Annotated in this window: 30 protein-coding genes and 1 pseudogene; 16 read left to right on the top strand and 15 right to left on the bottom strand. The window is 69.6% G+C overall.

Features of this window, described 5'->3' with window-relative positions:
- Nucleotides 1–168: 168 nt before the first annotated feature.
- Nucleotides 169–1455 carry an aspartate--tRNA(Asn) ligase gene (aspS, locus tag HS041_RS12560; protein ID WP_196440644.1) on the top strand — a complete coding sequence of 429 codons (1287 nt, stop codon included), beginning with the start codon at nt 169–171 and terminating at the stop codon, nt 1453–1455.
- A 4-nt stretch (nt 1456–1459) separates the two neighbouring features.
- On the opposite strand, the gene HS041_RS12555 is transcribed toward aspS, so the two are convergent.
- Nucleotides 1460–2047: a hypothetical protein gene (locus HS041_RS12555; protein WP_196440643.1), complete on the bottom strand. Its 588-nt coding sequence runs from the start codon at nt 2045–2047 to the stop codon at nt 1460–1462.
- 94 nt (nt 2048–2141) lie between these two features.
- On the bottom strand, nt 2142–3266 hold the full coding sequence (rlmN, locus tag HS041_RS12550) for a dual-specificity RNA methyltransferase RlmN (RefSeq protein ID WP_196440642.1): 1125 nt from the start codon (nt 3264–3266) through the stop codon (nt 2142–2144).
- 72 nt (nt 3267–3338) lie between these two features.
- Between rlmN and HS041_RS12545 the strand changes: the two genes are divergently transcribed.
- Nucleotides 3339–4424, top strand: coding sequence for a suppressor of fused domain protein (locus HS041_RS12545; protein WP_196440641.1), 1086 nt, complete (start codon nt 3339–3341; stop codon nt 4422–4424).
- Between the two features lie 48 nt (nt 4425–4472).
- Here the strand turns inward: HS041_RS12545 and HS041_RS12540 are convergent, their stop codons facing one another.
- The 6 genes from HS041_RS12540 to HS041_RS12515 form a co-directional block, all read right to left on the bottom strand.
- Complete coding sequence (locus HS041_RS12540) at nt 4473–5315, bottom strand: phosphatidate cytidylyltransferase (RefSeq protein ID WP_196440640.1); 843 nt, start codon at nt 5313–5315, stop codon at nt 4473–4475.
- A gap of 53 nt (nt 5316–5368) precedes the next feature.
- A complete protein-coding gene (gene frr, locus HS041_RS12535; RefSeq protein ID WP_196440639.1) occupies nt 5369–5926 on the bottom strand; it encodes a ribosome recycling factor in 558 nt (185 codons plus the stop codon).
- 301 nt (nt 5927–6227) lie between these two features.
- A complete protein-coding gene (gene pyrH / locus HS041_RS12530) occupies nt 6228–6947 on the bottom strand; it encodes a UMP kinase (RefSeq protein WP_196440638.1) in 720 nt (239 codons plus the stop codon).
- Nucleotides 6948–7047: 100 nt separating this feature from the next.
- Nucleotides 7048–7884 (bottom strand): translation elongation factor Ts, encoded by an 837-nt coding sequence (tsf, locus tag HS041_RS12525; RefSeq protein WP_196440637.1) that lies wholly within the window; start codon nt 7882–7884, stop codon nt 7048–7050.
- A gap of 144 nt (nt 7885–8028) precedes the next feature.
- On the bottom strand, nt 8029–8958 hold the full coding sequence (rpsB, locus tag HS041_RS12520; RefSeq protein WP_196440636.1) for a 30S ribosomal protein S2: 930 nt from the start codon (nt 8956–8958) through the stop codon (nt 8029–8031).
- Between the two features lie 236 nt (nt 8959–9194).
- Nucleotides 9195–9797, bottom strand: a complete 603-nt coding sequence (locus HS041_RS12515) for an ArsR/SmtB family transcription factor (protein ID WP_230878533.1) — start codon at nt 9795–9797, stop codon at nt 9195–9197.
- A gap of 106 nt (nt 9798–9903) precedes the next feature.
- Here HS041_RS12515 and HS041_RS12510 point away from each other — a divergent pair, with 106 nt between their 5' ends.
- Together HS041_RS12510 and HS041_RS12505 are read left to right on the top strand one after the other, a co-directional pair.
- On the top strand, nt 9904–11379 hold the full coding sequence (locus HS041_RS12510; RefSeq protein ID WP_196440634.1) for an MFS transporter: 1476 nt from the start codon (nt 9904–9906) through the stop codon (nt 11377–11379).
- On the top strand, nt 11376–11981 hold the full coding sequence (locus HS041_RS12505) for a murein hydrolase activator EnvC family protein (RefSeq protein WP_307845255.1): 606 nt from the start codon (nt 11376–11378) through the stop codon (nt 11979–11981). Before HS041_RS12510 ends, HS041_RS12505 begins: the two co-directional genes overlap by 4 nt.
- 81 nt (nt 11982–12062) lie before the next feature.
- On the opposite strand, the gene dprA is transcribed toward HS041_RS12505, so the two are convergent.
- The 5 genes and pseudogenes from dprA to HS041_RS12485 all read right to left on the bottom strand — a co-directional run bounded on the left by dprA (nt 12063) and on the right by HS041_RS12485 (nt 15537).
- The gene (gene dprA / locus HS041_RS12500; RefSeq protein ID WP_196440633.1) at nt 12063–13250 is read right to left on the bottom strand and encodes a DNA-processing protein DprA; all 1188 of its coding nucleotides are present in this window, start codon (nt 13248–13250) and stop codon (nt 12063–12065) included.
- A gap of 46 nt (nt 13251–13296) precedes the next feature.
- On the bottom strand, nt 13297–13575 hold the full coding sequence (locus HS041_RS39255) for a magnesium chelatase subunit ChlI family protein (RefSeq protein WP_374058841.1): 279 nt from the start codon (nt 13573–13575) through the stop codon (nt 13297–13299).
- A gap of 66 nt (nt 13576–13641) precedes the next feature.
- Nucleotides 13642–13929, bottom strand: a pseudogene (locus tag HS041_RS39250) (ATP-binding protein); the annotation flags it as partial.
- A gap of 308 nt (nt 13930–14237) precedes the next feature.
- A complete protein-coding gene (locus HS041_RS12490; RefSeq protein ID WP_307845254.1) occupies nt 14238–14492 on the bottom strand; it encodes a GntR family transcriptional regulator in 255 nt (84 codons plus the stop codon).
- A gap of 280 nt (nt 14493–14772) precedes the next feature.
- Nucleotides 14773–15537, bottom strand: a complete 765-nt coding sequence (locus HS041_RS12485) for a GntR family transcriptional regulator (protein ID WP_196440631.1) — start codon at nt 15535–15537, stop codon at nt 14773–14775.
- A gap of 93 nt (nt 15538–15630) precedes the next feature.
- Here HS041_RS12485 and HS041_RS12480 point away from each other — a divergent pair, with 93 nt between their 5' ends.
- Together HS041_RS12480 and HS041_RS12475 are read left to right on the top strand one after the other, a co-directional pair.
- On the top strand, nt 15631–15999 hold the full coding sequence (locus tag HS041_RS12480; protein WP_196440630.1) for a hypothetical protein: 369 nt from the start codon (nt 15631–15633) through the stop codon (nt 15997–15999).
- Nucleotides 15996–16160, top strand: a complete 165-nt coding sequence (locus HS041_RS12475) for a hypothetical protein (RefSeq protein WP_196440629.1) — start codon at nt 15996–15998, stop codon at nt 16158–16160. The genes HS041_RS12480 and HS041_RS12475 overlap by 4 nt, the downstream gene beginning before the upstream one ends.
- Nucleotides 16161–16805: 645 nt before the next feature.
- Here the strand turns inward: HS041_RS12475 and HS041_RS12470 are convergent.
- Entirely contained in the window at nt 16806–17030 is a 225-nt protein-coding gene (locus tag HS041_RS12470; protein ID WP_196440628.1) for a hypothetical protein, read from the bottom strand.
- A 383-nt stretch (nt 17031–17413) separates the two neighbouring features.
- Between HS041_RS12470 and HS041_RS12465 the strand changes: the two genes are divergently transcribed.
- The 10 genes from HS041_RS12465 to HS041_RS12420 all read left to right on the top strand — a co-directional run bounded on the left by HS041_RS12465 (nt 17414) and on the right by HS041_RS12420 (nt 24725).
- Nucleotides 17414–18706, top strand: a complete 1293-nt coding sequence (locus HS041_RS12465; RefSeq protein ID WP_196440627.1) for a hypothetical protein — start codon at nt 17414–17416, stop codon at nt 18704–18706.
- A gap of 121 nt (nt 18707–18827) precedes the next feature.
- Nucleotides 18828–20888, top strand: coding sequence for a hypothetical protein (locus HS041_RS12460; protein ID WP_196440626.1), 2061 nt, complete (start codon nt 18828–18830; stop codon nt 20886–20888).
- 170 nt (nt 20889–21058) lie between these two features.
- Complete coding sequence (locus HS041_RS12455; protein WP_374058836.1) at nt 21059–21325, top strand: WhiB family transcriptional regulator; 267 nt, start codon at nt 21059–21061, stop codon at nt 21323–21325.
- 15 nt (nt 21326–21340) lie between these two features.
- A complete protein-coding gene (locus HS041_RS12450; RefSeq protein WP_196440625.1) occupies nt 21341–21658 on the top strand; it encodes a hypothetical protein in 318 nt (105 codons plus the stop codon).
- On the top strand, nt 21658–21867 hold the full coding sequence (locus HS041_RS12445; protein ID WP_196440624.1) for a hypothetical protein: 210 nt from the start codon (nt 21658–21660) through the stop codon (nt 21865–21867). The genes HS041_RS12450 and HS041_RS12445 overlap by 1 nt, the downstream gene beginning before the upstream one ends.
- Before the next feature lie 64 nt (nt 21868–21931).
- Entirely contained in the window at nt 21932–22531 is a 600-nt protein-coding gene (locus HS041_RS12440; RefSeq protein WP_304609516.1) for a recombinase family protein, read from the top strand.
- A 205-nt stretch (nt 22532–22736) separates the two neighbouring features.
- Nucleotides 22737–22877 carry an FxSxx-COOH cyclophane-containing RiPP peptide gene (gene fxsA, locus HS041_RS12435; RefSeq protein WP_196440623.1) on the top strand — a complete coding sequence of 47 codons (141 nt, stop codon included), beginning with the start codon at nt 22737–22739 and terminating at the stop codon, nt 22875–22877.
- Nucleotides 22878–23033: 156 nt separating this feature from the next.
- On the top strand, nt 23034–23768 hold the full coding sequence (locus HS041_RS12430) for a helix-turn-helix domain-containing protein (RefSeq protein WP_196440622.1): 735 nt from the start codon (nt 23034–23036) through the stop codon (nt 23766–23768).
- 136 nt (nt 23769–23904) lie between these two features.
- Nucleotides 23905–24387 carry a ribbon-helix-helix domain-containing protein gene (locus HS041_RS12425; protein WP_196440621.1) on the top strand — a complete coding sequence of 161 codons (483 nt, stop codon included), beginning with the start codon at nt 23905–23907 and terminating at the stop codon, nt 24385–24387.
- A 173-nt stretch (nt 24388–24560) separates the two neighbouring features.
- Nucleotides 24561–24725, top strand: a complete 165-nt coding sequence (locus HS041_RS12420; protein WP_196440620.1) for a hypothetical protein — start codon at nt 24561–24563, stop codon at nt 24723–24725.
- A gap of 62 nt (nt 24726–24787) precedes the next feature.
- Here HS041_RS12420 and HS041_RS12415 read toward each other — a convergent pair whose 3' ends face one another.
- The gene (locus HS041_RS12415) at nt 24788–25141 is read right to left on the bottom strand and encodes a hypothetical protein (protein WP_196440619.1); all 354 of its coding nucleotides are present in this window, start codon (nt 25139–25141) and stop codon (nt 24788–24790) included.
- Nucleotides 25142–25614 lie beyond the last annotated feature (473 nt).

The following is a 25614-nucleotide window of genomic DNA, read 5'->3' as shown; positions in this document are numbered from 1 at the left end:
AGAACGAGGCCGCCGCCTCCCCCGTCCGGCACCGCGGACACCCCGCCACGGCGCGGGCGCCCGCGGACCCGCCGGGGCCGCGGCGGCGGCGAAAGTGCGGTGGCACCGCGAGTTGCCCTTCTCGCCCGCACTCCCAAGGGGTCAGCTCATGCTCCGTGAGGGAATGTGATGATCCGTCGAGTCCTCGCCGCCGACCTGCCCGCGCACGTCGGCCGTACCGTCCGGCTCTCCGGCTGGCTGCACCGCCGCCGCGACTTGAAGTCCGTCTCCTTCCTGGTCGTCCGCGACCGCTCCGGACTCGCCCAGGTCGTGCTCCGCGAGCCGGTGCCGTACCCGGAGGAGACCGTCCTGCAGCTCACCGGCACCGTGGTCGCGAACCCGCAGGCCCCCGGCGGCGCCGAGCTGACCGGGCCGGTGATCGAGGTGCTGTCGGAGGCGGTGCAACCGCCGCCGTTCGACCTGTACCGCCCCGCGGTCCCGGCCGCGCTGCCGACGGTTCTCGACCACGCCCCGGCCGCGCTGCGCCATCCCCGGCTGCGTGCGCCGTTCGAGATCGCGGCGGCCGGAGTCGCCGGGTTCCGCGCCGCGCTGGACGGGCTGGGGTTCGTCGAGACCCAGACCCCGAAGATCGTCGGGACCGCCACCGAGTCCGGGGCGAACGTGTTCGGCATCGACTACTTCGGCCGCCCGGCCTTCCTCGCCCAGTCGCCGCAGTTCTACAAGCAGGCGCTGGTCGGCGTCTTCGAGCGGGTCTACGAGGTGGGTCCGGTCTTCCGGGCCGAACCGCACGACACCGCCCGGCATCTGGCGCAGTACACCAGCCTGGACGCCGAGCTGGGGTTCGTCCGCGACCACCGGGACGTGATGGCCGCGCTGAGGCAGGCTCTGGCGGGCATGCACGCGGCGGTGTCCGAGCGGGCCGGGGCCGCGCTCGCCCTCCTGGGAGTCCCGCTGCCCGAGGTGCCGCAGGAGATCCCGGCGATCCACTTCACCGACGCGCAGGAGCTGATCGCCCGGCACACCGGCGAGGACCCTCGGGGAGAGCCCGACCTCGCGCCGGCGCACGAGCGCTGGCTGGGCGAGTGGGCGCGGCGCGAGCACGGATCGGAGTTCCTGTTCGTCACCGGTTATCCGATGGTCAAGCGCCCGTTCTACACCCACCCCGACCCCGAGAGGCCCGAGTTCTCCAGGAGCTTCGACCTGCTCTTCCGGGGGCTGGAGCTGGTCACCGGCGGGCAGCGGCTGCACCGGCACGCCGACTATCTGGCGGCGCTGGCCTCGCGCGGCGAGGACCCGGGGGCGTACGCGGGCTATCTGGCGGCCTTCGCCCACGGCATGCCCCCGCACGGCGGCTTCGCCATCGGGCTGGAGCGCTGGACCGCCCGGCTGACCGGCGCGGCCAACGTCCGGCAGGCCACGTTGTTCCCGCGCGACCTGCACCGCCTCAGCCCGTGACGACCTACTTCTTCTTCTCCAGGCCTTCCAGCTCGAGCCTGGTGTCGGCGAAGGGGATGTACGGGGCGGCCTCCTTCGACATGTGCAGGTAGCCCACCGTGTCGGCATCGACCCAGTAGCAGCGGGTGCCCTCGCCCTCGGCGAGGTTCTGGCAGGCGGCCGCGGCGGGGGACAAACCGGGATTCACCGGGACCCAGTCCGTCCTCGCCCCGGCCGGCTTCCCGGCCTTCTCCGTCAGCCAGTCCAGGGCGCCCTTGAGGTCGCTCACCTGGGCCTGCGATCCGGTGGCGGTGACCTGCTGGCCTGCGGTGACCCCCTCACCGCTCCGGTAGGTCACGGTGAGCTGCTTGCCGGTGGCCTTGTGATGCGTTCCGTCCGGGATCACATCGTCCCCCGCGGCGGGCACGACGGAAACGCGATCCATCGTGAACAGCCTCTCGGGGAACGGCTCGGCGAAGGAGCCGGGCGCCTTGGTCGCCTCGGTCGCCTCGGTCGCCTCGGCGCCGGCCGTCAGGTCGGTCTCGACGGTATAGGTGCATCCCGCCAGGACGCCCACTGTGAGCGCCGTGAGGGAGATTCTTGCGATGTTCACCCTCTGAGGATCCATCAGCGCACTTGTGGGGGACTTGGATCCCTCTGGTAACCGGCGTCCCGCGGCGTCCTGTTCGGGAGACTCCGCGGAGCCGCTATTCAGCGGCGGCGAGTTGACCGCAGGCGCCGTCGATCTCACGGCCGCGGGTGTCGCGGACCGTGACCGGGACGCCGTGGTGCTCCAGGCGGCGGACGAAGGCCCGCTCGTCCTCGGGGCGGGACGCGGTCCACTTGGAGCCCGGGGTGGGGTTGAGCGGGATCAGGTTGACGTGCACGAGCTTGTTCCTGATGAGCTTGCCGAGCAGGTCGGCACGCCACTCCTGGTCGTTGATGTCCTTGATCAGGGCGTACTCGATGGAGACGCGGCGCTTGGTCTTCGCGGCGTAGTCCCAGGCCGCGTCGAGGACCTCGGCGACCTTCCACCGGGTGTTGATCGGCACCAAGGTGTCGCGGAGCTCGTCGTCGGGGGCGTGCAGGGAGAGCGCGAGCGTCACCGGCAGTCCTTCGGCGGCCAGCTTGCCGATGGCGGGGACCAGGCCGACGGTGGAGACCGTGACGCCGCGGGCGGAGATGCCCAGACCCGAGGGCGAGGGCTCGACCAGCCGGCGGACGGCGCCGATCACGGCCTTGTAGTTGGCCAGCGGCTCGCCCATGCCCATGAAGACCACGTTGCTGACCCGGCCGGGACCGCCGGGGACCTCGCCGGCCGCCAGGGCGCGGGCGCCCGAGACGACCTGCTCGACGATCTCGGCCGTCGACATGTTTCGGGTCAGGCCCGCCTGGCCGGTGGCGCAGAACGGGCAGTTCATGCCGCAGCCCGCCTGGGAGGAGACGCACATGGTGGTGCGGTCGGTGTAACGCATGAGCACCGACTCGACCAGCGCGCCGTCGAACAGCCGCCACAACGTCTTGCGGGTGGTGCCGCCGTCGGTGGTCAGCTCCCTGACCGGGGTGAGAAGCGTGGGGAACAGCGCGGTGCCGAGCTTCTCTCGCGCCGTGGCGGGCAGGTCCGTCATCGCGGCCACGTCGCCGTTGAGCTTGTCGAAGTAGTGCCGGGAGAGCTGGTCGGCGCGGAACGGCTTCTCACCGAGCTCGGCGACCGCCGTCCGGCGCTCGGCCATGGTCAGGTCGGCCAGGTGGCGCGCGGGCTTGGCCCGGCGGGGCGCCACGAAGGTGAGCTGGCCGGGGGCGGGAGTCCCGGTCGGGCTGGCGGTCGACACGTGCGAAGCCTTCTCTCGACGATTGCGCGAATACTCGAAGCGGTGCTCGGCCCTGATCTAGAGTCCGGATGTATGGCGACATTCCGCTCCGCAGGGGCGCGGGGAGACGGCGTCGAGGTCGTGCTCACCGACGTCAATCCCTACGGGAGCCGGACCCTGGTGGTCGAGCGCGACGAGATCTCCTCGGTAGCTTACCTGTGCGCGCCCACGGGGACGGTGCACGGAGCGGTATGGCTGGCCAACCACGTGCCGGCTCCGCCTGCCATCGACCTGAACCGGCTGAACTCCGAACTCCCCCCGGTGGCGCCCCGGGCGAACACCCGGCACCCCTCCGGACGGCCGCCGCTGGGAACGCTGCGGCCCCTCTGGTTCGAGGAGGGCGACGGCGTCGCCCTCTACGAGAACGACGAGCTGCTCGCCGTCATTCCTGGCTGGGCCGACATGAGGCGGGCCATGCCGGGCTACTCCCGTGACGCGATCGGCGAGACGCCGTTCGCCTGGTCTCTGGAGGAGGCCCGCGAAGGGCTGGTGCCCCGCCTGGAGGCGGCCCGCGCCTACTGGCAGTGGCGGGGCGGCGACGGCGCCTGGGCCTCGTTCCAGCAGTTCGTGATGGGTCACCTGGACCGGGCCGTCGGCGCCGCGGGCCGCTTCTGGGACGCCGGCGGGGGACGACTGCCCACCGTGGGCATCACCGAGCGGCCTCCGGAGCGGGGCCGCGGGCACACCATCCTGTCCACGGTCGGGATGAGCTGCCAGCGCATGCCCACCGTGGAGCAGTACATCGACCGGCCGGACGCCTACGCCCGGGTCGAGCTCGCCGTCGCCACCCCCCGTGACCCGCGCGAGGCGGCCCGGCTGCTGGTCTGGCTGGGGCAGTACCCGTGGCACTCGGTCACCTGGCTCGGCCACGGCCACACCGCCCGGTGGTATCACCGGCCGGAGACGTTCCCGCTCGGCTCCGGCTACAGCGGCGTCATCATGCTGACCGGGATGCCCGGCCTGCCGGACCTGTCGGGCTTCACCTTCGGCGGGGACGCCGTGCAGTGGCTCTGGCTGGTGCCGGTCACCGAGGACGAACTGGAGCTGGTGGCCGCCGACGGGTACGAGACGCTGCTCCCCCGCCTCTCCACAGGCCGGCTCACCCGGGCGACGGCGTAGGGCCACCCGCCGGACCATTCGTACGGGACCGGAAGCGTGTGAGCAGGGTCAGGTGAGCAGGGTCAGCAGCGCCCAGACCGGGACCAGAGCGGCGACGAGGGAGTCGAGACGGTCCATCATCCCGCCGTGGCCGGGCAGCACGCTGCCCATGTCCTTGACCCCGAGATCCCGTTTGATCACCGATTCGACCAGGTCGCCGAGCGTGGCGAAGACCACCACGACCGCACCGATCAGCACGCCCTTCCAGAGCTCCGCCTCCAGCAGCCACACCGTCAGCCAGCCGCCCACGGCCATGCAGGCCAGCGCCGAGCCGGCGAAACCCTCCCAGGTCTTCTTCGGGCTGATCACCGGGGACATCTTGTGCCTGCCGAAGGAGATCCCCGCGAAATACCCGCCGATGTCGCTCGCGACAGTGGTGGCGATGAAGACCACCACCTGGTCCGGCCCCTCGGCCGGATGCTTGAGCAGGAGCGCCACGAACCCGGCGAGCATCGACGGGTAGACCGTGACCAGGATCGTCGCGCCGACGTCGCGGACGTAACCCTCGGTCCCCAGGAACATCCGCCAGATCATCAGGGCCACCACGGTCGTCGCGAAGATCCCGAGCAGCCATCCGGGCCCGCCCCAGTAGGCGCCGCCGACCATGGCCACCAGGCCGGCGAGCACCGGGACCATGGGGACCCGGGCGTCCCTGGCCGCGAACGACCGGACGAGCTCCGTCACCCCGACGCCCACCGCGGCGACCACCACGATCAGGAAAAGCCACTTGAACGGGGAGTAGAGGGAGCCGATGACGGCCGCTCCCAGGCCGACGCCCACCGCGATCGCGGCGGGAAGGTTCCGGCCGGTACGGTTACCGCCCGCCGCTGGTTCCACAGGTCCTACTCTCATACGCAAAATCCTTGTCCCGCGCGTCAAAGCCCGCGCAGGACAAGGATCATGGCTCAGACTTCGAGCAGCTCGGCTTCCTTGTGCTTGAGCAACTCGTCGATCTTGGCGACGTGCTTGTGCGTGAGGTCGTCGAGCTCCTTCTCCGCACGACGCACCTCGTCCTCGCCGGCCTCGCCGTCCTTGACCATCTTGTCGAGGGCCTCCTTGGCGTGGCGGCGGATGTTGCGCACCGAGACCTTGGACTGCTCGGCCTTGGTGCGGGCGACCTTGATGTACTCCTTGCGGCGCTCCTCCGACAGCTCGGGGAAGGCCACCCGGATGACGTTGCCGTCGTTGCCCGGGTTGACACCTAGGTCGGAGTCCCGGATGGCGCGCTCGATCGCGCCCATGGACCCCTTGTCGAAGGGCTGGATGATGACCATGCGAGCCTCGGGGACGTGGAACGAGGCCAGCTGCTGAATGGGGGTGGGGGTCCCGTAGTACTCAGCGGTGATCTTGTTGAACATCGACGGGGTGACGCGGCCCGTGCGGATGCCGGCGAAGTCGTCCTTCGCCACCGCGACGGCCTTGTCCATCTTGTCCTCGGCTTCGAGGAGGGTTTCGTCGATCACAGCGGCTCCCTGTCTTCTACGTCACTCACCGTTCCTCGCGCGCTTCACGGCCCGCTGTCGTGCCGGAGGCGGGCCTCCGGTGAACACGTGTCGCGTACCGCTCCGCTCGCTCCGTCGGGCTCGCACCTGTATGCCGGGCACTCACCCTCCTCACTCACATCACGGGCCGCTCCTCCGTCGCGTACCGCTCCGCTCGCTCCGTCGGGCTCGCACCTGTATGCCGGGCACTCACCCTCCTCACTCACATCACGGGCCGCTCCTCCGTCGCGTACCGCTCCGCTCGCTCCGTCGGGCTCGTGTCCTATTTTCCTGCCGGGCTCACCAGCGTGCCGATTTTCTCACCACGCACGGCCCGCAGGATGTTGCCCTCGCCCATGAGGTCGAAGACCACGATCGGCAGTCCGTTGTCCATGCACAAGCTGATGGCCGTGGCGTCCATGACGCCGAGGCCGCGGGTCAGCACCTCACCATATTCGAGATGGTCGAACCTGACGGCGTCGGAATTCTTCCTGGGGTCGGCGTCGTAGACGCCGTCCACCTGGGTGCCCTTGAGAAGCGCCTCCGCGCCGATCTCCAGCGCGCGCTGGGCGGCGCAGGTGTCGGTGGAGAAGAACGGTGAACCGAGCCCGGCGCCGAAGATGACCACGCGCCCCTTCTCCAGGTGGCGGATGGCGCGGCGGGGCAGGAAGGGCTCGGCCACCTGCTGCATGGTGATGGCGGTCTGCACCCGGGTGTCGATGCCCCGCTTCTCCAGGAAGTCCTGGAGCGCCAAGCAGTTGATGACGGTGCTGAGCATGCCCATGTAGTCCGCGCGAGCCCGGTCCATGCCGCCCTCGGAGAGGGCGGCGCCGCGGAACATGTTGCCTCCGCCGACCACGACCGAGACCTGCACGCCCTCACGGACGGCTTCGGCGATCGAGTCGGCCAGGTGGCCGACCACCACGGGATCGATGCCCATCGGCTCGCTGCCGGCGAAAGCCTCGCCGGACAGCTTCAACATGACGCGCTTCCAGCGAAGCATGCCCGAATACGACGAAACCGCCGACGTAGCGGGTCCTGGATTCTCCTGCACGACGGCGGCCTCCTCGTAGGGTGTTCTGCTGAGAGAAGCTGGGTTAAGCCTAAGCCTGGCCGACCTTGAAACGGACGAAGGCCTCGACCGTGACACCGTTCTCGGCGGCGTACTTCTCGATCGTCTTCTTGTTGTCCTTCACGAAGGCCTGCTGGAGCAGGGTGAAGTCCTTGTACCAACCGTTGACGCGACCCTCGACGATCTTGGCGATGGCGGCCTCGGGCTTGCCCTCCTCGCGGGTCATCTCCTCGAAGAGCGCGCGCTCCTTGTCGATGACGTCCGCCGGAACCTGCTCGGCGTTGAGGTACTTGGGAGCCATCGCGGCGGCATGCTGCGCGATGTCCTTGGCGACCTCGGCGTTGGCGGTGTCGAGCTGCACGAGAACGCCGACCGTCGGCGGGAGCTGCGGGTCGCTCTTGTGCATGTAGGCGCCGACGAAACCGCCCTCGAGAACCGCGAAGCGCCGGACCTCGATCTTCTCGCCGAGCGCGGCGTTGGTCTCGTCGAGCAGCTCCTTGACGGTCTTCTGACCGTCGATCTGCGACTCGAGCAGGGTCGGCACGTCCGCCGGCTTGGTGGCCAGGACGTGTGCGACGACCTGGGCCGCGACCTCCTGGAAGCGCTCGCCCTTGGCGACGAAGTCGGTCTCGCAGTTGAGCTCCAGCAGTGCGGCGGTGGAGTCGCCGTCCTGCTTCAGGGCGACCAGGCCGTTGGACGCGGTGCGCGCCTCGCGCTTGCCGACGTCCTTGGCGCCCTTGAGGCGCAGGAGCTCGACGGCGCGGTCGAAGTCGCCTTCGGACTCCTCCAGCGCCTTCTTGCAGTCCATCATGCCGGCCGCGGTCAGCTCACGAAGCCGCTTGACGTCGGCCATGTTCACGGAAGCCATTGTCTTTTCCTCGTGGGAATCATCACTGATCTCAGAAGTCGGCATGAGATCGGTGTCTGGGTGGATCGGGTGGGCGCCCCGCAACGGGCGCGCCCACCCGGAAAGAGCCTTTCGAGTCGTACGGCTGCGCGCCGTACGGAAGGACTAGGCCTGCTCGGCCTCGTCGGCCGGAGCGGCCTCAGCCTCGGCGTCGTTCTCCGCGACCGGGGCGGCCTCAGCCTCGGCCTCGTCGGCCGGAGCGGCCTCAGCCTCGGCGGGGGCGGCCTCAGCCTCGGCGGCCGGGGCGGCAGCGCCCTCGAGGAGCTCCTGCTCCCACTCGGCCAGCGGCTCGACGCCACCGGCGACGGCCGGCTTGTCGTCGCCGCCACGGCCGGCGCCGGCACGGGCCATGAGGCCGGCGGCGACGGCGTCGGCGACGACGCGGGTCAGCAGGCCGACGGCGCGGATGGCGTCGTCGTTACCCGGGATCGGGTAGTCGACCTCGTCCGGGTCGCAGTTGGTGTCGAGGATCGCGACGACCGGGATGTTGAGCTTGCGGGCCTCGCTGATCCCGATGTGCTCCTTCTTGGTGTCGACGACCCACACCGCGCTGGGCACGCGGGACATGTCGCGGATACCGCCAAGGGTGCGCTCCAGCTTCTCCTTCTCACGGCGGCGCATGAGGAGCTCCTTCTTGGTGAGCCCCGACGCGGCGACGTTGTCGAAGTCGAGCTCCTCGAGCTCCTTCAGGCGCTGAAGCCGCTTGTGCACGGTGGAGAAGTTGGTGAGCATGCCACCCAGCCAGCGCTGGTTGACGTACGGCATGCCGACGCGGGCGGCCTGCTCGGCGATGGCCTCCTGGGCCTGCTTCTTCGTGCCGATGAACATGATCGTGCCACCGTGCGCGACGGTCTCCTTGACGAAGTCGTAGGCACGGTCGATGTAGGACAGCGACTTCTGCAGGTCGATGATGTAGATGCCGTTGCGCTCGGTGAAGATGAAGCGCTTCATCTTCGGGTTCCAGCGACGGGTCTGGTGACCGAAGTGCACGCCGCTCTCGAGCAGCTGCCGCATGGTGACGACGGGGGTGGACATGTGATTGTCCTCCAGATCGGGGCGCCCATCGCTGGGCGCGGTTCCGGTTGACGCGACAGCCCTCGGCTGTCGCCCTGATGCCCCCGGACCGCTCCCGCCGAACTCTCGTCCGGACCGGGGGAACGGCCCCTGATGGGGCATGCGAAGTCGGCCCGCCAGTGACAGGCCATCGGAAATTGTACCCGTAGCGGCGCCGCCCCCCGACCTTTCGGGGCGAGCCACGCCCGGGAGCGGGGTCAGCCGTCGGCGGGGAGCCCGTGCGGCCGACGTTCGACGCGGGGGAACAGCGTGATGTGGGCCTCGGCGACCCGCGCGCCCGACGGGGCCTCGCTCCGGCTCCTGGCACTGAGCAGGTAGGGGCCGAGGAGCTCGTCGATCCGCGCCATGAGCTCCTTCATCTCGGCCGCGTCGAGGAACAGCGCGGAGCGGGCGAACGTGCTCGCCTCCTGCCACTCCGGCGACTCCCGGTCGAAGTTGCGCAGCGCCCGGGTGGCCGCGGCCGCGGCCTCGTCGCGGACCACCTGGATCAGCGCGTTCTTGGCCTCCCGCACCTCCGGCTGGTCGTCGATCTCGGGGCTGACGGTCCAGCTCGTCCGGACCCCCCGCCACAGGCGCTCCCTGCCGTCCCCTCGCGGCGGCGCGTCCTCGACGAACCCGTACTTGGCCAGCATGCGCAGGTGGTAGCTGGCCGCACTCGGAGTGACCCCGACGACCTCGGCGACCTCCGTCGCGGTGGCGGCGCCGTCCGTCTGGAGTTTGTTCAGGATGGCGAGCCGCGCGGGGTGGGCCAGCGCCCGCATCGCCCTGGGGTCGCTGAGCGGCTGCTTCTCCTTGGTCATGCGCCAACCGTACCCACCATCCAAATATGAAGCATTGCCTTCACAACTCTGAAGAGTTACCTTCATAAATATGAAGCGAACCCTTCAGAAAGACCCGTGAGATCCGATGCTCCAGCCCACCCCCTTGCGCAAGCAGCGCGACTACCGGCTGCTGCTCTCCGCCCGAGCCGTCTCCGAGACCGGCACCGAAGTCTCCCGGCTGGCCGTACCGCTGACCGCGGCCACCCTGCTCGACGCCTCGCCCGCCCAGATGGGAGTGCTCACCGCCGCCGCCTCGATTCCCTATCTGCTCATCGGCCTCCAGGCGGGGGCGCTGGCCGACCGGACGCGACGGCACCGGCCCACCATGGTCGCCTGCGAGGCCGTCTCCGCCGCCGCCGTGCTCACGATCCCGCTCGCCTGGCTCACCGGTCTGCTGACCGTGACATGGCTGATCACGGTCACCTTCCTCGTCGGGACCTGCTCGGTGGTCTTCCGGGCGTTCAACTTCCCGCACCTGGTCTCGGTGGTGCACGAGAACCAGCGAACCCAGGCCCTGGCGGGGTTCCAGTCGGCCTACTCGGTGGCCGTCGTCGGCGGGCCCGGTCTCGCCGGAGCCCTCGTCCACCTCATCACCGCGCCGTTCGCGATGCTGGTCGACGCGGTGTCCTTCCTGGCCTCGGCCTTCCTGATCCGGAGCATCAGGGCTCCGGAGACCCGCACCCCGACCGAGCCCCGGGGCATGTGGACCGAGATCCGTGAGGGACTGGCCACGGTGACCCGGCATCCGGTGCTCCGCGCGCTCTGCGGCGCAGGAGTCACGATCAACTTCTTCGGCAGCGCGTACACGGCCCTCTTCGTCGTCTACGCGATCACCGTCCTCGGCCTTCCCGCCGGCATGATCGGCGCGCTCACCGCCTTCTTCGGCGTGGGCGGCCTGCTCGGTGCCGCTGTCACCGCGCGCCTGGCCAAACGGATCGGCGAGAACCGCATGCTGGTCTACGCGGCGCTGCTCTTCCCTCTCGACTTCGTGACCGCCGCCCTGGCCTCCGGACCGGTCTGGACGAAGTTCGCCCTCATGTCGGCCAGCGCCCTGATCACCGGCATGGCCATCGTCGCCTTCGCCGTCTGCTTCGGCGCCGTCGTCCTCCGTGAGGCCCCCGCCCACCTGCATGGCCGGGTCAACGCCACGACGACCTTCGCCCTCCAGGGCATCGTCGCCCTCGGCGGGCTCACCGGCGGCCTGCTCGGCGAACTGCTGGGCCTGCGGCCGGTCCTGTGGGTCTGCGCGGCGGGAGTGCTGCTGACGATCCCGATGCTCTGGCGCTCCCCGCTCAGTCCCGTCTCCGAATGGCGCGCACGAGCCGCCGCCCGGGCAGAACGCAAGCGGCCGCTGCCCCGTCTCGGCACCGAGTTCCGCCTGTACGGCGGCGGGTCTGCCTGGTACGACGATGAGCTCTCCCGCCGCGGCAGGAGGCTCGTCCGCGACGACAGCGCCCTCACCCGGTGCGGCAGCAGCCCGTCCACAGCGCCGTCCGACCATCCACAGAATCCCGATCGGTTCCTCACGCACATGCAGTCGATCTCATCCTTGCGAATGTGACTCCTCGACCCTTCGTCATGCTTGCCCTCCTGTCCTCCCTCCCGGCCGCCGTTCCCGTCCTGGCGGCCGCCACTCCGGCGCCGGCCGCCACGGCCCCGCCTCCCTCAGGGAGAGCGCCGGCCCCAGCGGCCCACCGGGAAGACCTCCTCACCGCCTCCGCGAGGACGGCGGCACCCCTGTCCCGATGGAGGTGGCCCCTCACCGGCCGCTCCCGGGTCCTGCGGGGTTTCACCCCTCCGCCACAGCCCTGGCTGGCCGGACACCGAGGCGTCGATCTCGCCGCCTCCCCCGGGGCGCGGGTCCACGCGGCGGGCCCCGGCAGAATCGGCTACGCGGGACCGCTCGCCGGACGCGGAGTCGTCACCGTGATCCACCCCGGCGGCCTGCGCACGACCTACCTGCCGGTCCGTACGTCGGTCCGGGCCGGTCAGGACGTCTCCGCCGGCGAGGTGATCGGCGTGGTCGAGGACGCTTCCGGGCACTGCCCGGCCGGCTGCCTCCACTGGGGCCTGCTCCGGGAGCGCGACTACCTCGATCCGCTGCTCCTGCTCGGCCTCGGCAAGGTCCGCCTTCTGCCGGTCTGGCCCGCCGGGCCCTCCTGACACGGCGGCCGCCCGTCCAGCCGCCGCCGTCTCAGCGCCACAGCAGTCCGGCCCCAGCCGGTCCGGCCGGGGCCGGTCCGATCAGGGCCGGTCCGGCACGCCCCCGGGGCGCAGGCGCCAGCCTCGGGGGACGCGCTCGACGTATCCGGCCGCGGCCAGGCCGCCGAGGCAGGAGAGCACGGTCTCGAGATCGACGCCCGCCGCCACCGCGATCGTCGCCGGACCCGTCCCGGTCCGTGCCGGCACGGCCTCCAGCACCCGGCGGGTCTCCGGGGCGAGCAGGTCACGGGGGAGCACCGGACCCCGGGGATCGGGGGCGAGGTCGTCTCCGATCACACCGACGAGCTCGGCCATCTCCGCGGGAGTGGTGACGCAGGTCGCCATGCCCTGCCGGATCAACCGGTGGCATCCTGCCGAGGTGTCGGAGGTCACCGGCCCGGGCACGGCCGCCAGCCTGCGGTTGAGCTCTGCGGCGTGACCGGCCGTGTTCAGCGCCCCGCTGCGCACCGCCGCCTCGACGACCACCGTGCCCCGCGCCAGCGCGGCGATGAGCCGGTTGCGGACCAGGAAGCGGGGCCGGGTCGGCCGCATGCCCATCGGGCATTCGCTCACCAGCAGGCCCTGCCCGCGCACGGCCGCGAACAGGTCGTGGTGCGCGCTGGGGTAGGTGACGTCGGCGCCGCAGGCGAGCACCGCGACGGTGGGCGCGCCACCTGCGAGGGCGCCGCGGTGCGCCGCACCGTCGACGCCGTACGCGCCTCCCGAGATCACCCCGTATCCCCGCTCGCTCAGCCCGGCGCCGAACTCGGCCGCGACGTACGTGCCGTACGGTGTGGCGGCCCGGGAACCGACGATCGCGACCGAGCGGACGCAGGAGAAACGCAGGTCCGCCTCGCCGCGCAGCCACAGGGCATGGGGCCGGGACTCCCCCAGGTCGTCCAGCTGGGTCGGCCATTCGGAGTCTCCGGGGATGATCAGCCGGGCCCCGGCGCGCTCGCCCCCGGCCAGGTCCCGGACGGGATCGGCCTCCGCCAGCCGGGCCCGCCATGAGGCCACGATCCGGCCGAGCCGTTCCGCCGCCTCTCCCGGATCGGCCGCACCCCGGTGGCGGAGGCTCCCGAACCACCGGACGACCCCGGGATCCAGCCGCCCCTCGCGGACCTGCGCGACGGCGGCCTCGGGTCCGCACGCGGCCACGAGCCTGCCCATCACCGCGTCGTCGGGCTCTGCCAGCCGCATCAGTGTGACCCGTGCGAGCCGGTCGTTCATCGTCCCTCCCCGGACCGCCGCCCGAACCCGGCGTCGATCCCGCCGCTCATCGCTCCTCCCCCAGCCACAGCCCGAGCGCGGCACTGGTCTCCTCGACTCCCGGCCTCGCCCGGTCCGTGAGGTCGGCCAGGGTCCAGGCGACCCTGAGCACCCGGTCCAGGCCCCGGGCGCTCAGCACCCCGCTGTCGAGGCATCTCAGCAGCGGGGCCATCGCCTTCCCCGGCAGGCGGTATTCGCCGTGCAGGACGCCGGTGGGCATCTCCGCGTTGCACCGCCAAGGCGTGCCCGCGAACCGCTTGGCCGCGCGCTCGCGAGCCAGGAACACCCGTTCGGCCACGACCCGGCTCGGCTCGATGAACCGGCGGTCGGCGAGCAGCTCCCGGCGGGTCGCCCGCAGGATGGAGACCTTGACGTCGATGCGGTCCAGCAGCGGACCGGAGAGCCTGGCCAGATAGCGGCGGCGGGTCATGGGGGTGCACCGGCACGGGTCGTCCTGGCGGGACGGCTGCGCGCACGGGCACGGGTTGGCGGCCAGCACGAGCATGAACCTGGCCGGGAACGTGATCGACCCCAGCGACCTGGACACCGTCACCCGGCCCGACTCCAGAGGCTGGCGGAGCGCGTCGAGAACGTTCATGGGGAACTCGGGAGCCTCGTCCAGGAAGAGCACGCCCCGATGCCCGAGTGTGAGTTTAAGTGTCTAGGGGGATGCGGAAATTCCGTCCACACAGGGATATACATGTTCGGTTCGACGGAAAAGTGGATACTTCGAGTGTCGGCAGTGACATGGAGCAGTCAAGCAACTACCATCTGACATCTAGGTCCTACCTAGCGTGGGGAGTCCAGACGGCAACATCGCCGGCAGCGCAATCCCCACCGCGCGATAGGCCGGCGATGTTGCCCCCCAGAAGGGGGAAGGGCGGGGCCCCCGACAGGGTAGATGTCGGGGGTCCCGCGTCGTTCCCGGAGGCAAGTTGCCCTCGGGAGCTATTGTGAATCCTTCTCGGGTTCAGTGTTGATCGCTCCCAGAACAAAGCTTCCAACCTGGGGCTCTGTGTAGATCAGTCCCTCTTCACGCAGCTTCGCTGTGACCTTTCTCGCCGTTCCGCGAGCTATGCCGAACTCCTGGACGAGGTCCGTCTCTGATGGGAACTGGCCCGCCGGTTGATAGGTCCCGTCAGCGATCCGGGCGCGAAGCTCATCCGCGACCCTCACCCATACTTTCCTACTCGGCGTCGTCACGACGGCACCGTAAACGAGCATGCACGTGCCCTGACGTGCATGTACGTCCATGTACGAGCATGGACGAGCATGGACAAGTACGCCTCCCCGGGAAGGGTGCGCGGCCAACGCCGCGCCAGGTCAGCGGACAACCTGGACGCTACGCCTCCACCGGATGGCGTCTAGGGGAGAAAGCCCCCGGAGACGCGAGAAGGCCCGGCCAAACGGCCGGGCCTTCTCGCCTTGCGACGGGATCTACATCAGCAGATGCATCCCACTGTACCCACGACCCGCGCCGTCGTCACGCCTCCCCAACCGGCCCGGAGTACCCCAGCTTGGTCGTCTCCGCGGGGACGACGATGTCGCACACCTCGACCGGCCGGCCGTCTGCCAGGTAGGTGCGGTCGATCGTGAGGACGATGGAGCCGGGTGCGATCCTGAGACGTCTCGCTTCCTCCGGCAGTGCGGCCCGCGCGCCGACGTCCTCGACCCAGTCGTCGACGATGACGCCGATCTCTGCCATCCGGTGGGTGACACCCATCCCCGCGAGTGGACCATCCTCGGGGAGCGCAACGATCGTTCCCTTCGTGAGGCTCAAGGGCTCATACGAGTCCGACAGCATCCACGGCTCATCGTCGGCGGTGAACACGTACCGGGTGTGCATGACGTCCGGCATGCCCTCCTGCGGCTCGTCCAGGGCCAGGCGTGCCCGCACCTCAGACGATGCCTGTTCGGTGGCGGACTCGTACTCCCAGCCTCCACGACGGCCCTGCTGCTCCAGCATGTCCGTCCGGAACGGCGAGCCCGAGCGGCGTTCGCGGTGCCAGGACCGGGTGAGGCGCCGCACGGTGCGCCGCTCCCGAACGAACACGCCCGCGCCCGTCCGGGAGATGACGTGCCCTTCCTGGGCGAGCTGGCGGATCGCTTCCCGCGCCACTCCCTCGGCGACGCCGTACTCGGCGGCGATCTCGTGCCGCGCGGGCAAGCGAGCGCCTGCCGGCAGGTCGCCGGAGACGATTCGTCGCCGTATGTCCGCGGCGATCTGGAGAAAACGCGGCTCGTTCACGCCCCCAGCTTGACAGGCCGGATATCCAGCTAACAAGCTGGACGTACGACTAGCGAGCCGGATATCCGGATCGCTCTCCCCTGGTGGTGATGCATGGCGACCTGGACACAGGACTACCCCCCGCTCCCCGGCTCGGTGGACGCCGCCGTCCTGCACGCACGCACGATCGCAGAGCAACACCAGCCCAGCCGGGTCGACGACGCCGCAGAGATCGTCCGAGCGCTGTTCCGTGACGCGCTCACCCGCACCGGGCCGGACGGCAACATCAACCTGATCACAACCGTGGACATCGGCCTCATCCGCTTCGAGGTCCACGACCCCAACACCCCCACCGGGGCAGTACTCGACCCGGACGTACACCGCCTGGCCTCCGCCCGCGCCGACTGGTACGGCTCCACTGGCACGCGCGCCGGACACATGGTGTGGGCTGAGCTGGGCGCACGGCGGGCGGTGGCGTCATGACCGGCCCCCGTGACTGGCGCAAGGGCGACCCGACCCCCAAGGAGTGGGCGCGGTCCATCACGGCGGGCTGGGACGATGTCTGGCCGCGGCCGGCGCTCAAGCCTGTACTCGTCCACGCTGGCCCCACAGAGCCGCCCTGGCGCGAGGTATGGCTGCCGTGAAGCCCGGCCGCACTCCCGCCCGATGGAGACCGGCACGGGCGGGAGACCGGGTCACCGTCGTCAACCTCCTGCACAGCCACGCACGCAGCAGGGCCGCCGGATCAGCACTCCTCGGCCAGACCGGTGTGATCCTGCGCCGGGTACGTGACGGCGTCCTGGTCGAACTCGACGAGTGCCCTCGCGCCCTCGGTGGGGTGTGGCGCTGGTACCTGCATCTAGAGGACCTGATCGTGGAGTGCGTAGAGGAGATTCCGTGGCGTCCCCGCCGTCACGGCGTCGGTATCGGCGCAAACCGCATCCGCCACGTCATCGCGCTTCCTCTGAGCGGATCCCCAGGGACTATCTCCGCCTGCGGAGAGCCGGCCTCTCCTGTCGTGGCCGCCGGGTGGGTGCCGCCGTTCTCCGCCGACCTGACAGACGCCTGCCCTGAGTGTGTGCGCCTGCTGGCTGCGGAGCCATAGACCCCCGTCCGCCGCGTGCCTTGGAAGGGTGCCGCGGCGGGCGGGCTACCACGTGGCCTCGCCTCCGAAGCTTGGAGGGGCGGGGAGCCGAGGCCACTCGTCCGGGAGGGGCAATCCCGGGCATGCAGGAGCGGCCCCCACCCCGATCGGGGTGGGGGCCGTAGTCGTCAGGAGATGCAGTGAATCAGCTCTTGAGCCGGCCGGTGGCTTTGGCCCAGTCGAGGACGTCGGAGAGCCACCACCAGTCGCGCCCGGAGATGGCGCCGGCGGGGTCGGGGAACTTGGCGACATTGACCCACTCTTTCGCCGAGCGGCGACGCCAGGCCACGACGGTGTTCTCTGACACGCCGAGGTGTTCGGCGATGCCGTCGACGCCGACGGGGATCCAGGGCGTGGTGGGGCGGGTCATGGCGATCAGTGTACGCACGCACGGGGCGCATGTCATTACCATGCGGCGCATGTTCAAAGTCTACGCATGTTCAAGGTTGACGGGTGTATGCCCAAGGCATACGGTTGAGTCATCAGCACGGCTCCCCCGGGAGAAATCCCAGGCAGTCCGCAGGGTGGGTGCTGCTCTGGTCGTCCCGCCCGTCATCCCTGGCTACCCGCTTGGGGCGGGCCGGCCTGAGGAGGACCAGACCCCCTCCGAGACGCAGAAAACCCCCGCCCGGCGGCTACCGGACGGGGGCCCCTCTACAGCCCCGCACCTGCTCTGAACAGGACACGGAACCGATGCAAGACGTACACCAGCAGCCCCATCCTGCGCCAGTCGCACCGGCAAACCCGCGCCGCATGTGGCGGACTCGCGCCGAACGGCAGGCGGACGCAGCCCGCGCCCGAGCCGTCGCCGAGCGCGCCAGTATCGAGGCCCAGCGCGCCCGTGACCAGCGGGAGATGGAGCACCTCGAAGCCGAGCGGGAGATGCTCAAGGTCCGCGCCGAACTGGACGCTGAGCGTGGCCGGCTCGCTGACCAGGAGAGCGACAAACGTAAAGCCAAGAGCCGTCTCCTGCGCTCCCGCATCAGCCTCGCCGTGGTCCTGGCCACCGCCAACGTCGGCGTCAATGCCACCGCGGTTCTCGGTCAGGTCCTCGCCCTGGTGTACGGCCAGCACTGGAGTTGGTGGGCCGCCGCTCCTGTTGCAATCGTCGTGGAAAGCGTGGCGGTCAATGTCGGCTACTTCGCCCACGACAAGCTCATCAAGGGCTACAACGCGTTCTGGCTGCGCCTCATGTCGTACGGCATCGGCGCCGGCGTCGGCCTGTTCAACTACACCCACAACAAGGGCCTGACCGAGACTGGCGAATTCGCCGGCGTGTTCGGCGTCGCCTCCCTCTTGTCGCCGGTGCTGTGGCAGATCTACTCACAGTGGCGCCGATGGGAGGACATGCGCGCTCAAGGGCTGCTGGAGGAGCGGACACTGCACTTCCCGCTGCTGCGGTGGGTCATCCCCAGCCTGCGGGCGGAGACGTGGGAGGCGTTCAAGTACGGCGTCGCCGAGGGTATCCGCTCCCCCGAGGCGGCGCTGGCCGAGGTCCGGGCGAGGAACGCCACGGGAAACGCGCGCGACCTGATCCGGGAAACGCAGCAGGCCCTCATCGACACCCAGCAAGACGCACTGCGCCTGGCGCTGACGCACCTCGCCTGGGTCTACGACGACCTCGATGGGGCGGACCCCGTAGGGAGGGCCGCGCGGGAACGCGTCGAGCAGATCACGAAGCGCTTCCAGCCCTTCATCCCCCCGTTCGTACCGGGCTCCCTGGTTGCCGATCCGACCCCCGCGGGTGGGAACGAGACGGGAACGGACCCGGAACCGAAGAAGCCCTCTGAGCAGGACAACAGCGACGCAAGGGACCGCGTCAGGGACGTCATCCGCAACCGCAGGGTCGTTCCCACCAAGACCGCGATCGCGGGCGAGTTCGGGTTCTCCGAGAGCTGGGGTTACGACCGCGTGAAGGACGTCAAGGACGAGCTCTCTGCAAAGGGTTGGACGTTCCTCAAGGACGGCTCTGCCGTACCCCCGCCTCGTTCCCGCCGCGGTTCCGGCACGGTTCCGGCCAACGGCGCCGATCTCCGCGCCAATTGAGACCCCATCTGGAGCTGTGGATCATGTTTGAGATTGCTCTCATCCTTGCGCTCATCGTGACCGGCCCCACGCTCGTCCGCATCGTGGTTGCCGCGGTCGTGATCCGGCGGAGCGAGTAGCCGTGTACGAGCAGCAGACGCGACCGGAGTCGGTGCCGCGGATCCTGTGGGGGCTGGTCGTCCTGGCCGCCCGGGTCGCCTACATGGCTGTGCGGTGGGCGACCTGGGCGGCAGCGTGGGTGTGGCGTCGCCTGGTGTGGCCGCGGCGGGACCAGCTCGCCCCGCTCGCTCTGGCTGGGGTCGGCATGGCGCTCGGCGCCGCCGGACACCGGGCCGGCGTGCCGTGGTGGGTGACGCTGCTGGTCGCTTCGGTCGCTGTCGCCGTCCTCCGCGGTCTGCTGCACCGTCGCGGAGTCGACCCCGTACACCAGGACTCGATCACCGGCGCCGCCGCCCTGTACGCGCTGTGGGCGACGACCGCCACCGGGTGGGGTCTCAACGTCCACACGCTGCGAGCGTGGATCGCCATCACGGCCCTGGTCGTGGCGGCGTGGGCGCTGCACCCCACCCCGCGCGCGTGGCGGGCACTACGGGCACGCTGCCGCGCATGGGCCGCCCAGATCCCCGCCGTCCTGGCCGGTCTCGCCATGGCCGGTGTCGTCGTCACCGGCATCACCATGCAGCCCGGCGGGCGGGTCCTGTTCCACCTCAGGCTGCCGCTCGGCGTCACCGAGTCCCGGCTGACCAGCGAGCGTGAGCGCATCTGGTCCGGGATGGGCTGGCGGAAAGACTCCATCGAGATCCGCCAGGACCCCGACCACAGCGCCGCAGACCGAGTGGTCCTCGCCTATCAGGCCAAGCAGGACGTGGCACGTCACCAGGTCATATGGGACCCGGCCAAGGCTGCCGGCTCAATCCTGCAGGCGCAGTGGTGGGGCGTCGATCAGGACGGCCACGACGTGTTCGTGCCGGTCTATGTGCCGGGAGCCGGTTCGACCCGCGGCCTCTACCAGGGAGTCCCGAGCAGCGCGAAGTCGAACCACCTGCGGATGATCGCGGTCAACGGGGCGCCGTGTGACTCCACCATTTACCTGATCATCGACCTGAAAGCGCAGGCGGCGTCCTTGCGGGGGTTCCTGCCTCGGACGGCGTGGCTGGCCACGACCGAGGAGGAGGCCACGATCCTGCTGGAGGCTGCCGCCGAGATCATCCGCAGGCGGGGCGCACTGCTAACACCTGAGCACAACGGCGTGCTCCCACCCACCCCGGAGCACCCGGCGATCATCATCCTTGTCGACGAGTTCGCGCCGATCTGGGGAAAGAAGGTCCGCAACCAGCGGGCGGTAGAGGCCGGCCTGATCGTCACCCAACAGGGGCGGGCACTCGCCGTCGGCATCGAAGGCGCTGCCCAGTACCTCTCCGAGAACGCGATCCGCCCCGACCTGAGAGCCCTCTTCGACTCCCATAACGCCTGCTACCGAACAAAGAAGAAGGAAGACGCCCAGTTCACCATCCCGGACTGGCGTGACGTCAACACCACCAGGCTCCCCACCGGCTCGTCGTATCTGACGCTCGCCGGGGAGGAGTACCCGCGCCGGCTGGACGCCCCGGAGGTCACCGAGGCGATCCTGACCGCCACAGCCCGGGAGACCGCGGACATCGCCCCCGACCTGGAGGCGTCCACCGCCGACGGCCTACCCGGGTGGGCGGACCGGTGGTCCCGGCTGCCGGAACACCTCCTTGCCTACTGCTCGGACGCCCAACGAGAGCTCGCGACCGCGGCCCCGCCGGCGGGCGTGACTCCTCTCCGTAGGACCGCGGCCTCCGCTCCCCCGCGGCGGCTGATGGTGTCCGAACGGATCGACGTCACGGCGCCGGCGGACATCGCCGCGGACGTCCGCGCGTCCGCCGGCGTGGATCCGGCGCTCGCGGCGATGGCTGCGGTGTTCACGGACGCCAGGGGAGCGGACGTCCGAACGGGCGATGTCGTCGCCGCGGCGGCCGACAAGGGGAGAGGCCGAACCTACGCCACCGACCGGCTTGCGGCGTGGCGAGGGGAGGGGCTGATCGCCCCGGCGGGGAGGGGGGTGTGGCGCCTGTCCTGCCCCCCTGAGGGGCTCTTAGGGGCCGTTACGGGGGTGGAGGCGTCCCTTGGGGGGCGTCGGCGGGGTGACGGATCGTGACCCCGCTCGGCGTCTACCCCTCCCCTCCCCCACACCCCCGCGGGGAGGGGGCTCCACACGCGCGCACGCACGCGGGGGCGCGGGGGGATGTCCGGCGGACAAGTTCCGCGGACATTCGGCGGACATCCCGCGGACAACACACCGAACCAGATTCGATCACGGAGGGTGACATGAATGCGGACACGCTCGCCACCATCACCGACCTCATCCACGGAGACGACTGGATGCGCCTGGCCCTGTGCGCCGAGGTCGACCCCGACCTGTGGTTCCCCGAGCAAGGCGAGTCCAACAAGGACGCCAAAGCCATCTGCGCCAGATGCGAGGTCCGCACCGAATGCCTCACCTACGCCCTGGAACTCGGCGATGAGTTCGGCGTATGGGGCGGCCTATCCGGGACTGAACGCCGCCCCCTGACCCCCGCCGCGCTCGCGGCCTAACCCTTGGAGGAAACCATGATGCGGAGACTGCTCGACCGGATCCGGCCGCGGACCGGCGTCATCGTAGACGACCCGCACCCGATGCTTCTGGACGACGTCCTCGCCGCGTTCCAGGCCGAGGGATGGCTGACCATCTGGACGCTACGAGACCGCCTAGAGGAGAGGCACCCGGACGTGTACGGCGGATGGATGGCAGACGAGCTGAGGACCGCCCTACGTACCCACGCGATCACCGCCGTCAAGTCCGCCACCCTGGACGAACAAGGCATTGTGCGGGAAACGCTCGGCGTCTCTCGCGACACGGTCCTCGCTGCGGTCCTGAGGTCCCGCTGATGGACGCCGGTCTCATCGTCCTCGCGCTCCTGACGGCCTGGTACCTGATCTCCTGCCTGGTCTACCCGTTCAAGCCGTGCCCGATCTGCGGTCGCGGCGGCGAGGTGAGATCCACGTCCTACCCGGGCGCGTTCGGCAACTGCCGCATCTGCAAAGGCAGCGGCCGGCGGCGGAGGACGGGCGCCCGGCTGTTGGGCCGTGGACGTTGACCCGCCCGGTCCTGGTGCTCTCCCGGTACCGGGACCGCCCCACTTGATTCGATCTTGAGAGGACATGATGGGCCACCTACTCGGCTACGCCCGGGTCTCCACCGACGACCAGGACCCGGCACTGCAGCACGACGCGCTCACCGCCGCGGGCTGCGACCGGATCTTCTCCGATGTCGCCTCCGGGGCGAAGGCCGAACGCCCGCAGTTGGCGAAGTTGCTCGACTACGCCCGGGAGGGCGACACGGTGGTGGTGTGGAAACTGGACCGGCTCGGGCGGTCGCTGCCGCACCTGATCGAGACCGTGGGCGCGATGCGGGACCGCGGTATCCACTTCCGGTCGCTGCAGGAGGCGATGGACACCTCGACGCCGGGCGGGAAGCTCATCTTCCACATCTTCGGAGCGATAGCGGAATTCGAGCGTGATCTCATCCGGGAGCGGACGAACGCCGGTCTGGCCGCAGCGAGGGCGAGAGGGCGCTTTGGTGGACGGAAACGGGCGATGACGCCTGTTCAGGTTGACCTCGCCCATGAGATGCATGCCTCGAAGAAACACACCCTTGCGGAGATCGCACGGACATTCGGGGTGTCTCGGGCAACGCTGTATCGGGAGCTCGACCGCCGGGTGCATCAAATCTCATCGGAGCCCGATGGGGTGAGACGTTGATTTCGGACACGGGTTCCGTACGCCTCGGTGCGAGTAGCCGACGCCCGGGTGTCCACCTGTGCGCAGTCGAGCGTTTTCGTACATGCCGATAGCTCGGATTATCGGCACGCCTACACGATCTTGGTTGGGTCGGGACTGCCGGCCCCGCCGTACCTGGTTGTAGAGAGAGGGGCCCGCTCGGGTCCCTTGGAGAGGGGAGCGACTCATGGAGACCACGTTGGAGACGGGCGTCCCAGACCTGAGGGACACGCCGCTCGGTGAGCTGACCGGAGTGGAGGCGATCCTTGCTCGGGTGCTTGGTGAGGACCGACGCGTGGAGGTGGCGGCGTTCAACAGCTCCGTGTGAGGCGAGGCGTGTGCGGCGCTCCTGCCCGGGAGGGTGGGGGCGCCGCCTGTGTTGGCGCTCCAACTACTTGAATTAGAGGGGTCGTTTATCTTGCACATGACCCCATGGCATCGATACATTAAAGGGGTCGGAAAATAAAGCGATGAGGGAGTGGGCATGAGCGACATCACCGTCACCACCGAGAACGACAAGGTCCTCACCCACACCCCCTACGACTCCACCTTCGTCGCCAAGGCCAAGACCATCGGCGGAAAGTGGAACGCCACCGCCAAAGCGTGGGCCTTCGACTCCCGCGACGAGACCCGCGTCCGCGACCTGCTCCGCGAGGTCTACGGCACCGACGGCAACCCCGTCGAGGGAGCCGACCTGGTGACGGTCCGGGTTCGCCTCGCCGACCACGAGAGCAGCAAGTACGAGTCCCACGCGACTTTCGCCGGCCGCCGCATCGCCAACCGGCCCGGACGGGACATGCCCGTGAAGCTCGCCGCGAACGTCGTCCTCATCGAGGGCAAGCTCCCCGGCTCCGGCGGCTCGGTCCGTTACCCGCAGATCAGCGCGGGCAACGACGTCATCGTCGAGGTCCGCGACATCCCCCGCGCATCCCTCGCCCTGGAGCACGAGACCAGCTACGAGATCGTCGGCGAGACCAGCAACGTGAACATCGACGCCCTGCTCGCCGAGCGGGAGGCGCTGCTGGCCCGACTGGCGGAGATCGACGAGCTGCTTCCCGAGCCGGAGGGCACCGAGGTCTCCACCCGCGAGGCCGCGAAAGCACTCGGCGTCTCGGTGCGCACCGTGCAGCGGTGGGCCGCCTCCGGCAAGGTCGAGGCCAGCAAGAACGCCGCCGGGCACTGGGTCGTCACCATCACCGTGACGCAGTCGCCCGCCTGAATGGGCCGCGCGGAGGGCCGCCCGTCGAGACGATCCCTCCGCGTACAAGCAGACAAACCATGGTCATTGTTGCGATCCTCGCTGGCCAGGCCAGCGCCACAGGGCCCAGGGCCCCGAACACACCTAGGAGTACCCCATGGCACGCGTCAACGTCTACAGCCGCGACCCCTACGAGGAGAAGACCCTGCTCGGCTGGTTCGACCCGAACACCTGCGTCGAGCAGATCGACGAGGACACCTACTGGGACGGCAACAACCACCGCGGCGTCATCTCTGGCGGACAGGTCGGCTACGAGCGCCTGTACCGCACCAAGGGCGGCCGGTGGGTCCGCTACTACAACTTCACCGCCGAATTCAACGGCCCGGAGTACTACGAGTTCCTCGACGACGAGGCCGCGCAAACCTGGCTGCTGAAGAACAGCAGCGACGGCATCGTCGAGAAGTACTTCGGTGAGCTGGAGGAGGAGCGCGGCCCGGGCCGGCCGGTGACAGTGGGCGGCAAGCCCATCAAGATTCGCCTCGGTGAGGACTTGGAGAAGCGGGTAGATGCTGTCCGCCAGGAGGGCGAGTCTCAGGCGGCGGCGATCCGGCGGCTGCTGGAGCAGGCACTGACGCAATGAGAAAGCCCCGCCTACGGGCGGGGCTTCATCCCCGCCAGAGCGGGGCCGACTGTCTTTTCAGACAGGGCCACGGATCATCCCCGCGTGCGCGGGGCCGAGGTGGTTCCGACCGTAGCACCACCGCCCGACATCCGTCCCCCGTACGCTCGATACCAGACCCCAGAAGAGGAGCCGTGGACCGCGCCGAGCACTCCTGCAACCCTCCGGTGGACCCGATCCACGGCCCGGACGAGTGGATGTGCCCCGCCTGCCGGAGGGTATGGGAGCGCCGCGAGGGGTTCAGCGTCATCGGCGGCGAGGAGTTCTTCGACACCTGGTTCCAGCCCCGAGACGAGTAGTACCTCAGACAGCAGTACGGCCCCCGCACCCGTAGGTGCGGGGGCCGTACGCGTGCCAGGGGTCAAGCTTCGGCGAACTCCGCCTTACGTGCAGGCGGGAAGTCGTTCTCCGCAGGCTCGTAGTTCGGCCAGCCGGCCGTGTGGCATCCGGCCGCGTGGAGCGCGCACCGGACGTTGGCCATGAAGAGACGGTCTGCGTCCTGCAGAGTGGATGCCTCGATGCCCAGCAGGATGGACATGGTGCGCTCCGTCAGGCTGGCGGTGATGTCTGGGTCGCCGACGATACCGACGTCGCCCGACATCTGGAGTTTGATGAGCTCGTCCAGGACCCGGTCAGAGAAAGCGTCGAACGCGTCGTCGGTGTCACCTGGTCCCTTGCAGACGAAGCCCAGATCCATGATCAGATAGTGGGTCATGCTGCTCCTCACCAGCAGGTCACTCGGTTCAACTGACCTAGTAGGTTTCTCAGGTAGTTCGGGTCGGATGGCGTACCCGCCATGGTCTTCTTGCACTTGCGAGGGCACGGACAGTACATCTTGTAGTGACCGTTCCCTCCTAAGGTGACGGTCCAACCTTTGGCTTCGGCCTCCTTGAGGACAGCTTCGAACTCCTTGGTCTTGTGTCGTGGTCTGCCCACTTATGTCACCTGTCGAGGACTTGAGTGTACGTACCGGCCCAACCCCCGTATAGACCGCCCCCGCCACACTTTGGCATGCAGGAGGACGCTGAGCTCGCATTTCCCGTTGTCAGCTAGGCAAAGCTGGAGCGCCGACTATCGATGTGTCGGTTCGGTAGATCTTTGCGCCGCTACGGGCGGAACGTCTCCAAGCACGACGAAAACGCCCGCCCCTCCAAAGAGGGACGGGCGCTGGGTATGGCTGCGGAGCCC

This window comes from Planomonospora sp. ID67723, from assembly GCF_015711605.1.
Taxonomy (GTDB): Bacteria; Actinomycetota; Actinomycetes; order Streptosporangiales; family Streptosporangiaceae; genus Planomonospora_A.
The sequence above is the reverse complement of the archived record's forward strand: the minus strand, read 5'-3'. Positions and strand labels throughout refer to the sequence as shown.

What these genes read in the sequence shown, in the direction of transcription:
- HS041_RS12540 (WP_196440640.1), bottom strand. Translation starts at nt 5,315, where the DNA reads ATGAGAGTAGGACCTGTGGAACCAGCGGCGGGCGGTAACCGTACCGGC.
- HS041_RS12470 (WP_196440628.1), bottom strand. Translation starts at nt 17,030, where the DNA reads ATGACCCGCCCCACCACGCCCTGGATCCCCGTCGGCGTCGACGGCATC.
- tsf (WP_196440637.1), bottom strand. Translation starts at nt 7,884, where the DNA reads ATGGCTTCCGTGAACATGGCCGACGTCAAGCGGCTTCGTGAGCTGACC.
- HS041_RS12450 (WP_196440625.1), top strand. Translation starts at nt 21,341, where the DNA reads ATGATGCGGAGACTGCTCGACCGGATCCGGCCGCGGACCGGCGTCATC.
- HS041_RS12475 (WP_196440629.1), top strand. Translation starts at nt 15,996, where the DNA reads ATGACCGGCCCCCGTGACTGGCGCAAGGGCGACCCGACCCCCAAGGAG.
- fxsA (WP_196440623.1), top strand. Translation starts at nt 22,737, where the DNA reads ATGGAGACCACGTTGGAGACGGGCGTCCCAGACCTGAGGGACACGCCG.
- HS041_RS12465 (WP_196440627.1), top strand. Translation starts at nt 17,414, where the DNA reads ATGTGGCGGACTCGCGCCGAACGGCAGGCGGACGCAGCCCGCGCCCGA.
- aspS (WP_196440644.1), top strand. Translation starts at nt 169, where the DNA reads ATGATCCGTCGAGTCCTCGCCGCCGACCTGCCCGCGCACGTCGGCCGT.
- HS041_RS12425 (WP_196440621.1), top strand. Translation starts at nt 23,905, where the DNA reads ATGGCACGCGTCAACGTCTACAGCCGCGACCCCTACGAGGAGAAGACC.
- HS041_RS12455 (WP_374058836.1), top strand. Translation starts at nt 21,059, where the DNA reads ATGAATGCGGACACGCTCGCCACCATCACCGACCTCATCCACGGAGAC.
- HS041_RS12415 (WP_196440619.1), bottom strand. Translation starts at nt 25,141, where the DNA reads ATGACCCACTATCTGATCATGGATCTGGGCTTCGTCTGCAAGGGACCA.
- HS041_RS12445 (WP_196440624.1), top strand. Translation starts at nt 21,658, where the DNA reads ATGGACGCCGGTCTCATCGTCCTCGCGCTCCTGACGGCCTGGTACCTG.
- HS041_RS12545 (WP_196440641.1), top strand. Translation starts at nt 3,339, where the DNA reads ATGGCGACATTCCGCTCCGCAGGGGCGCGGGGAGACGGCGTCGAGGTC.
- pyrH (WP_196440638.1), bottom strand. Translation starts at nt 6,947, where the DNA reads ATGCTTCGCTGGAAGCGCGTCATGTTGAAGCTGTCCGGCGAGGCTTTC.
- HS041_RS12480 (WP_196440630.1), top strand. Translation starts at nt 15,631, where the DNA reads ATGGCGACCTGGACACAGGACTACCCCCCGCTCCCCGGCTCGGTGGAC.
- HS041_RS12515 (WP_230878533.1), bottom strand. Translation starts at nt 9,797, where the DNA reads ATGACCAAGGAGAAGCAGCCGCTCAGCGACCCCAGGGCGATGCGGGCG.
- HS041_RS12510 (WP_196440634.1), top strand. Translation starts at nt 9,904, where the DNA reads ATGCTCCAGCCCACCCCCTTGCGCAAGCAGCGCGACTACCGGCTGCTG.
- rpsB (WP_196440636.1), bottom strand. Translation starts at nt 8,958, where the DNA reads ATGTCCACCCCCGTCGTCACCATGCGGCAGCTGCTCGAGAGCGGCGTG.
- HS041_RS12440 (WP_304609516.1), top strand. Translation starts at nt 21,932, where the DNA reads ATGATGGGCCACCTACTCGGCTACGCCCGGGTCTCCACCGACGACCAG.
- HS041_RS12430 (WP_196440622.1), top strand. Translation starts at nt 23,034, where the DNA reads ATGAGCGACATCACCGTCACCACCGAGAACGACAAGGTCCTCACCCAC.
- dprA (WP_196440633.1), bottom strand. Translation starts at nt 13,250, where the DNA reads ATGAACGACCGGCTCGCACGGGTCACACTGATGCGGCTGGCAGAGCCC.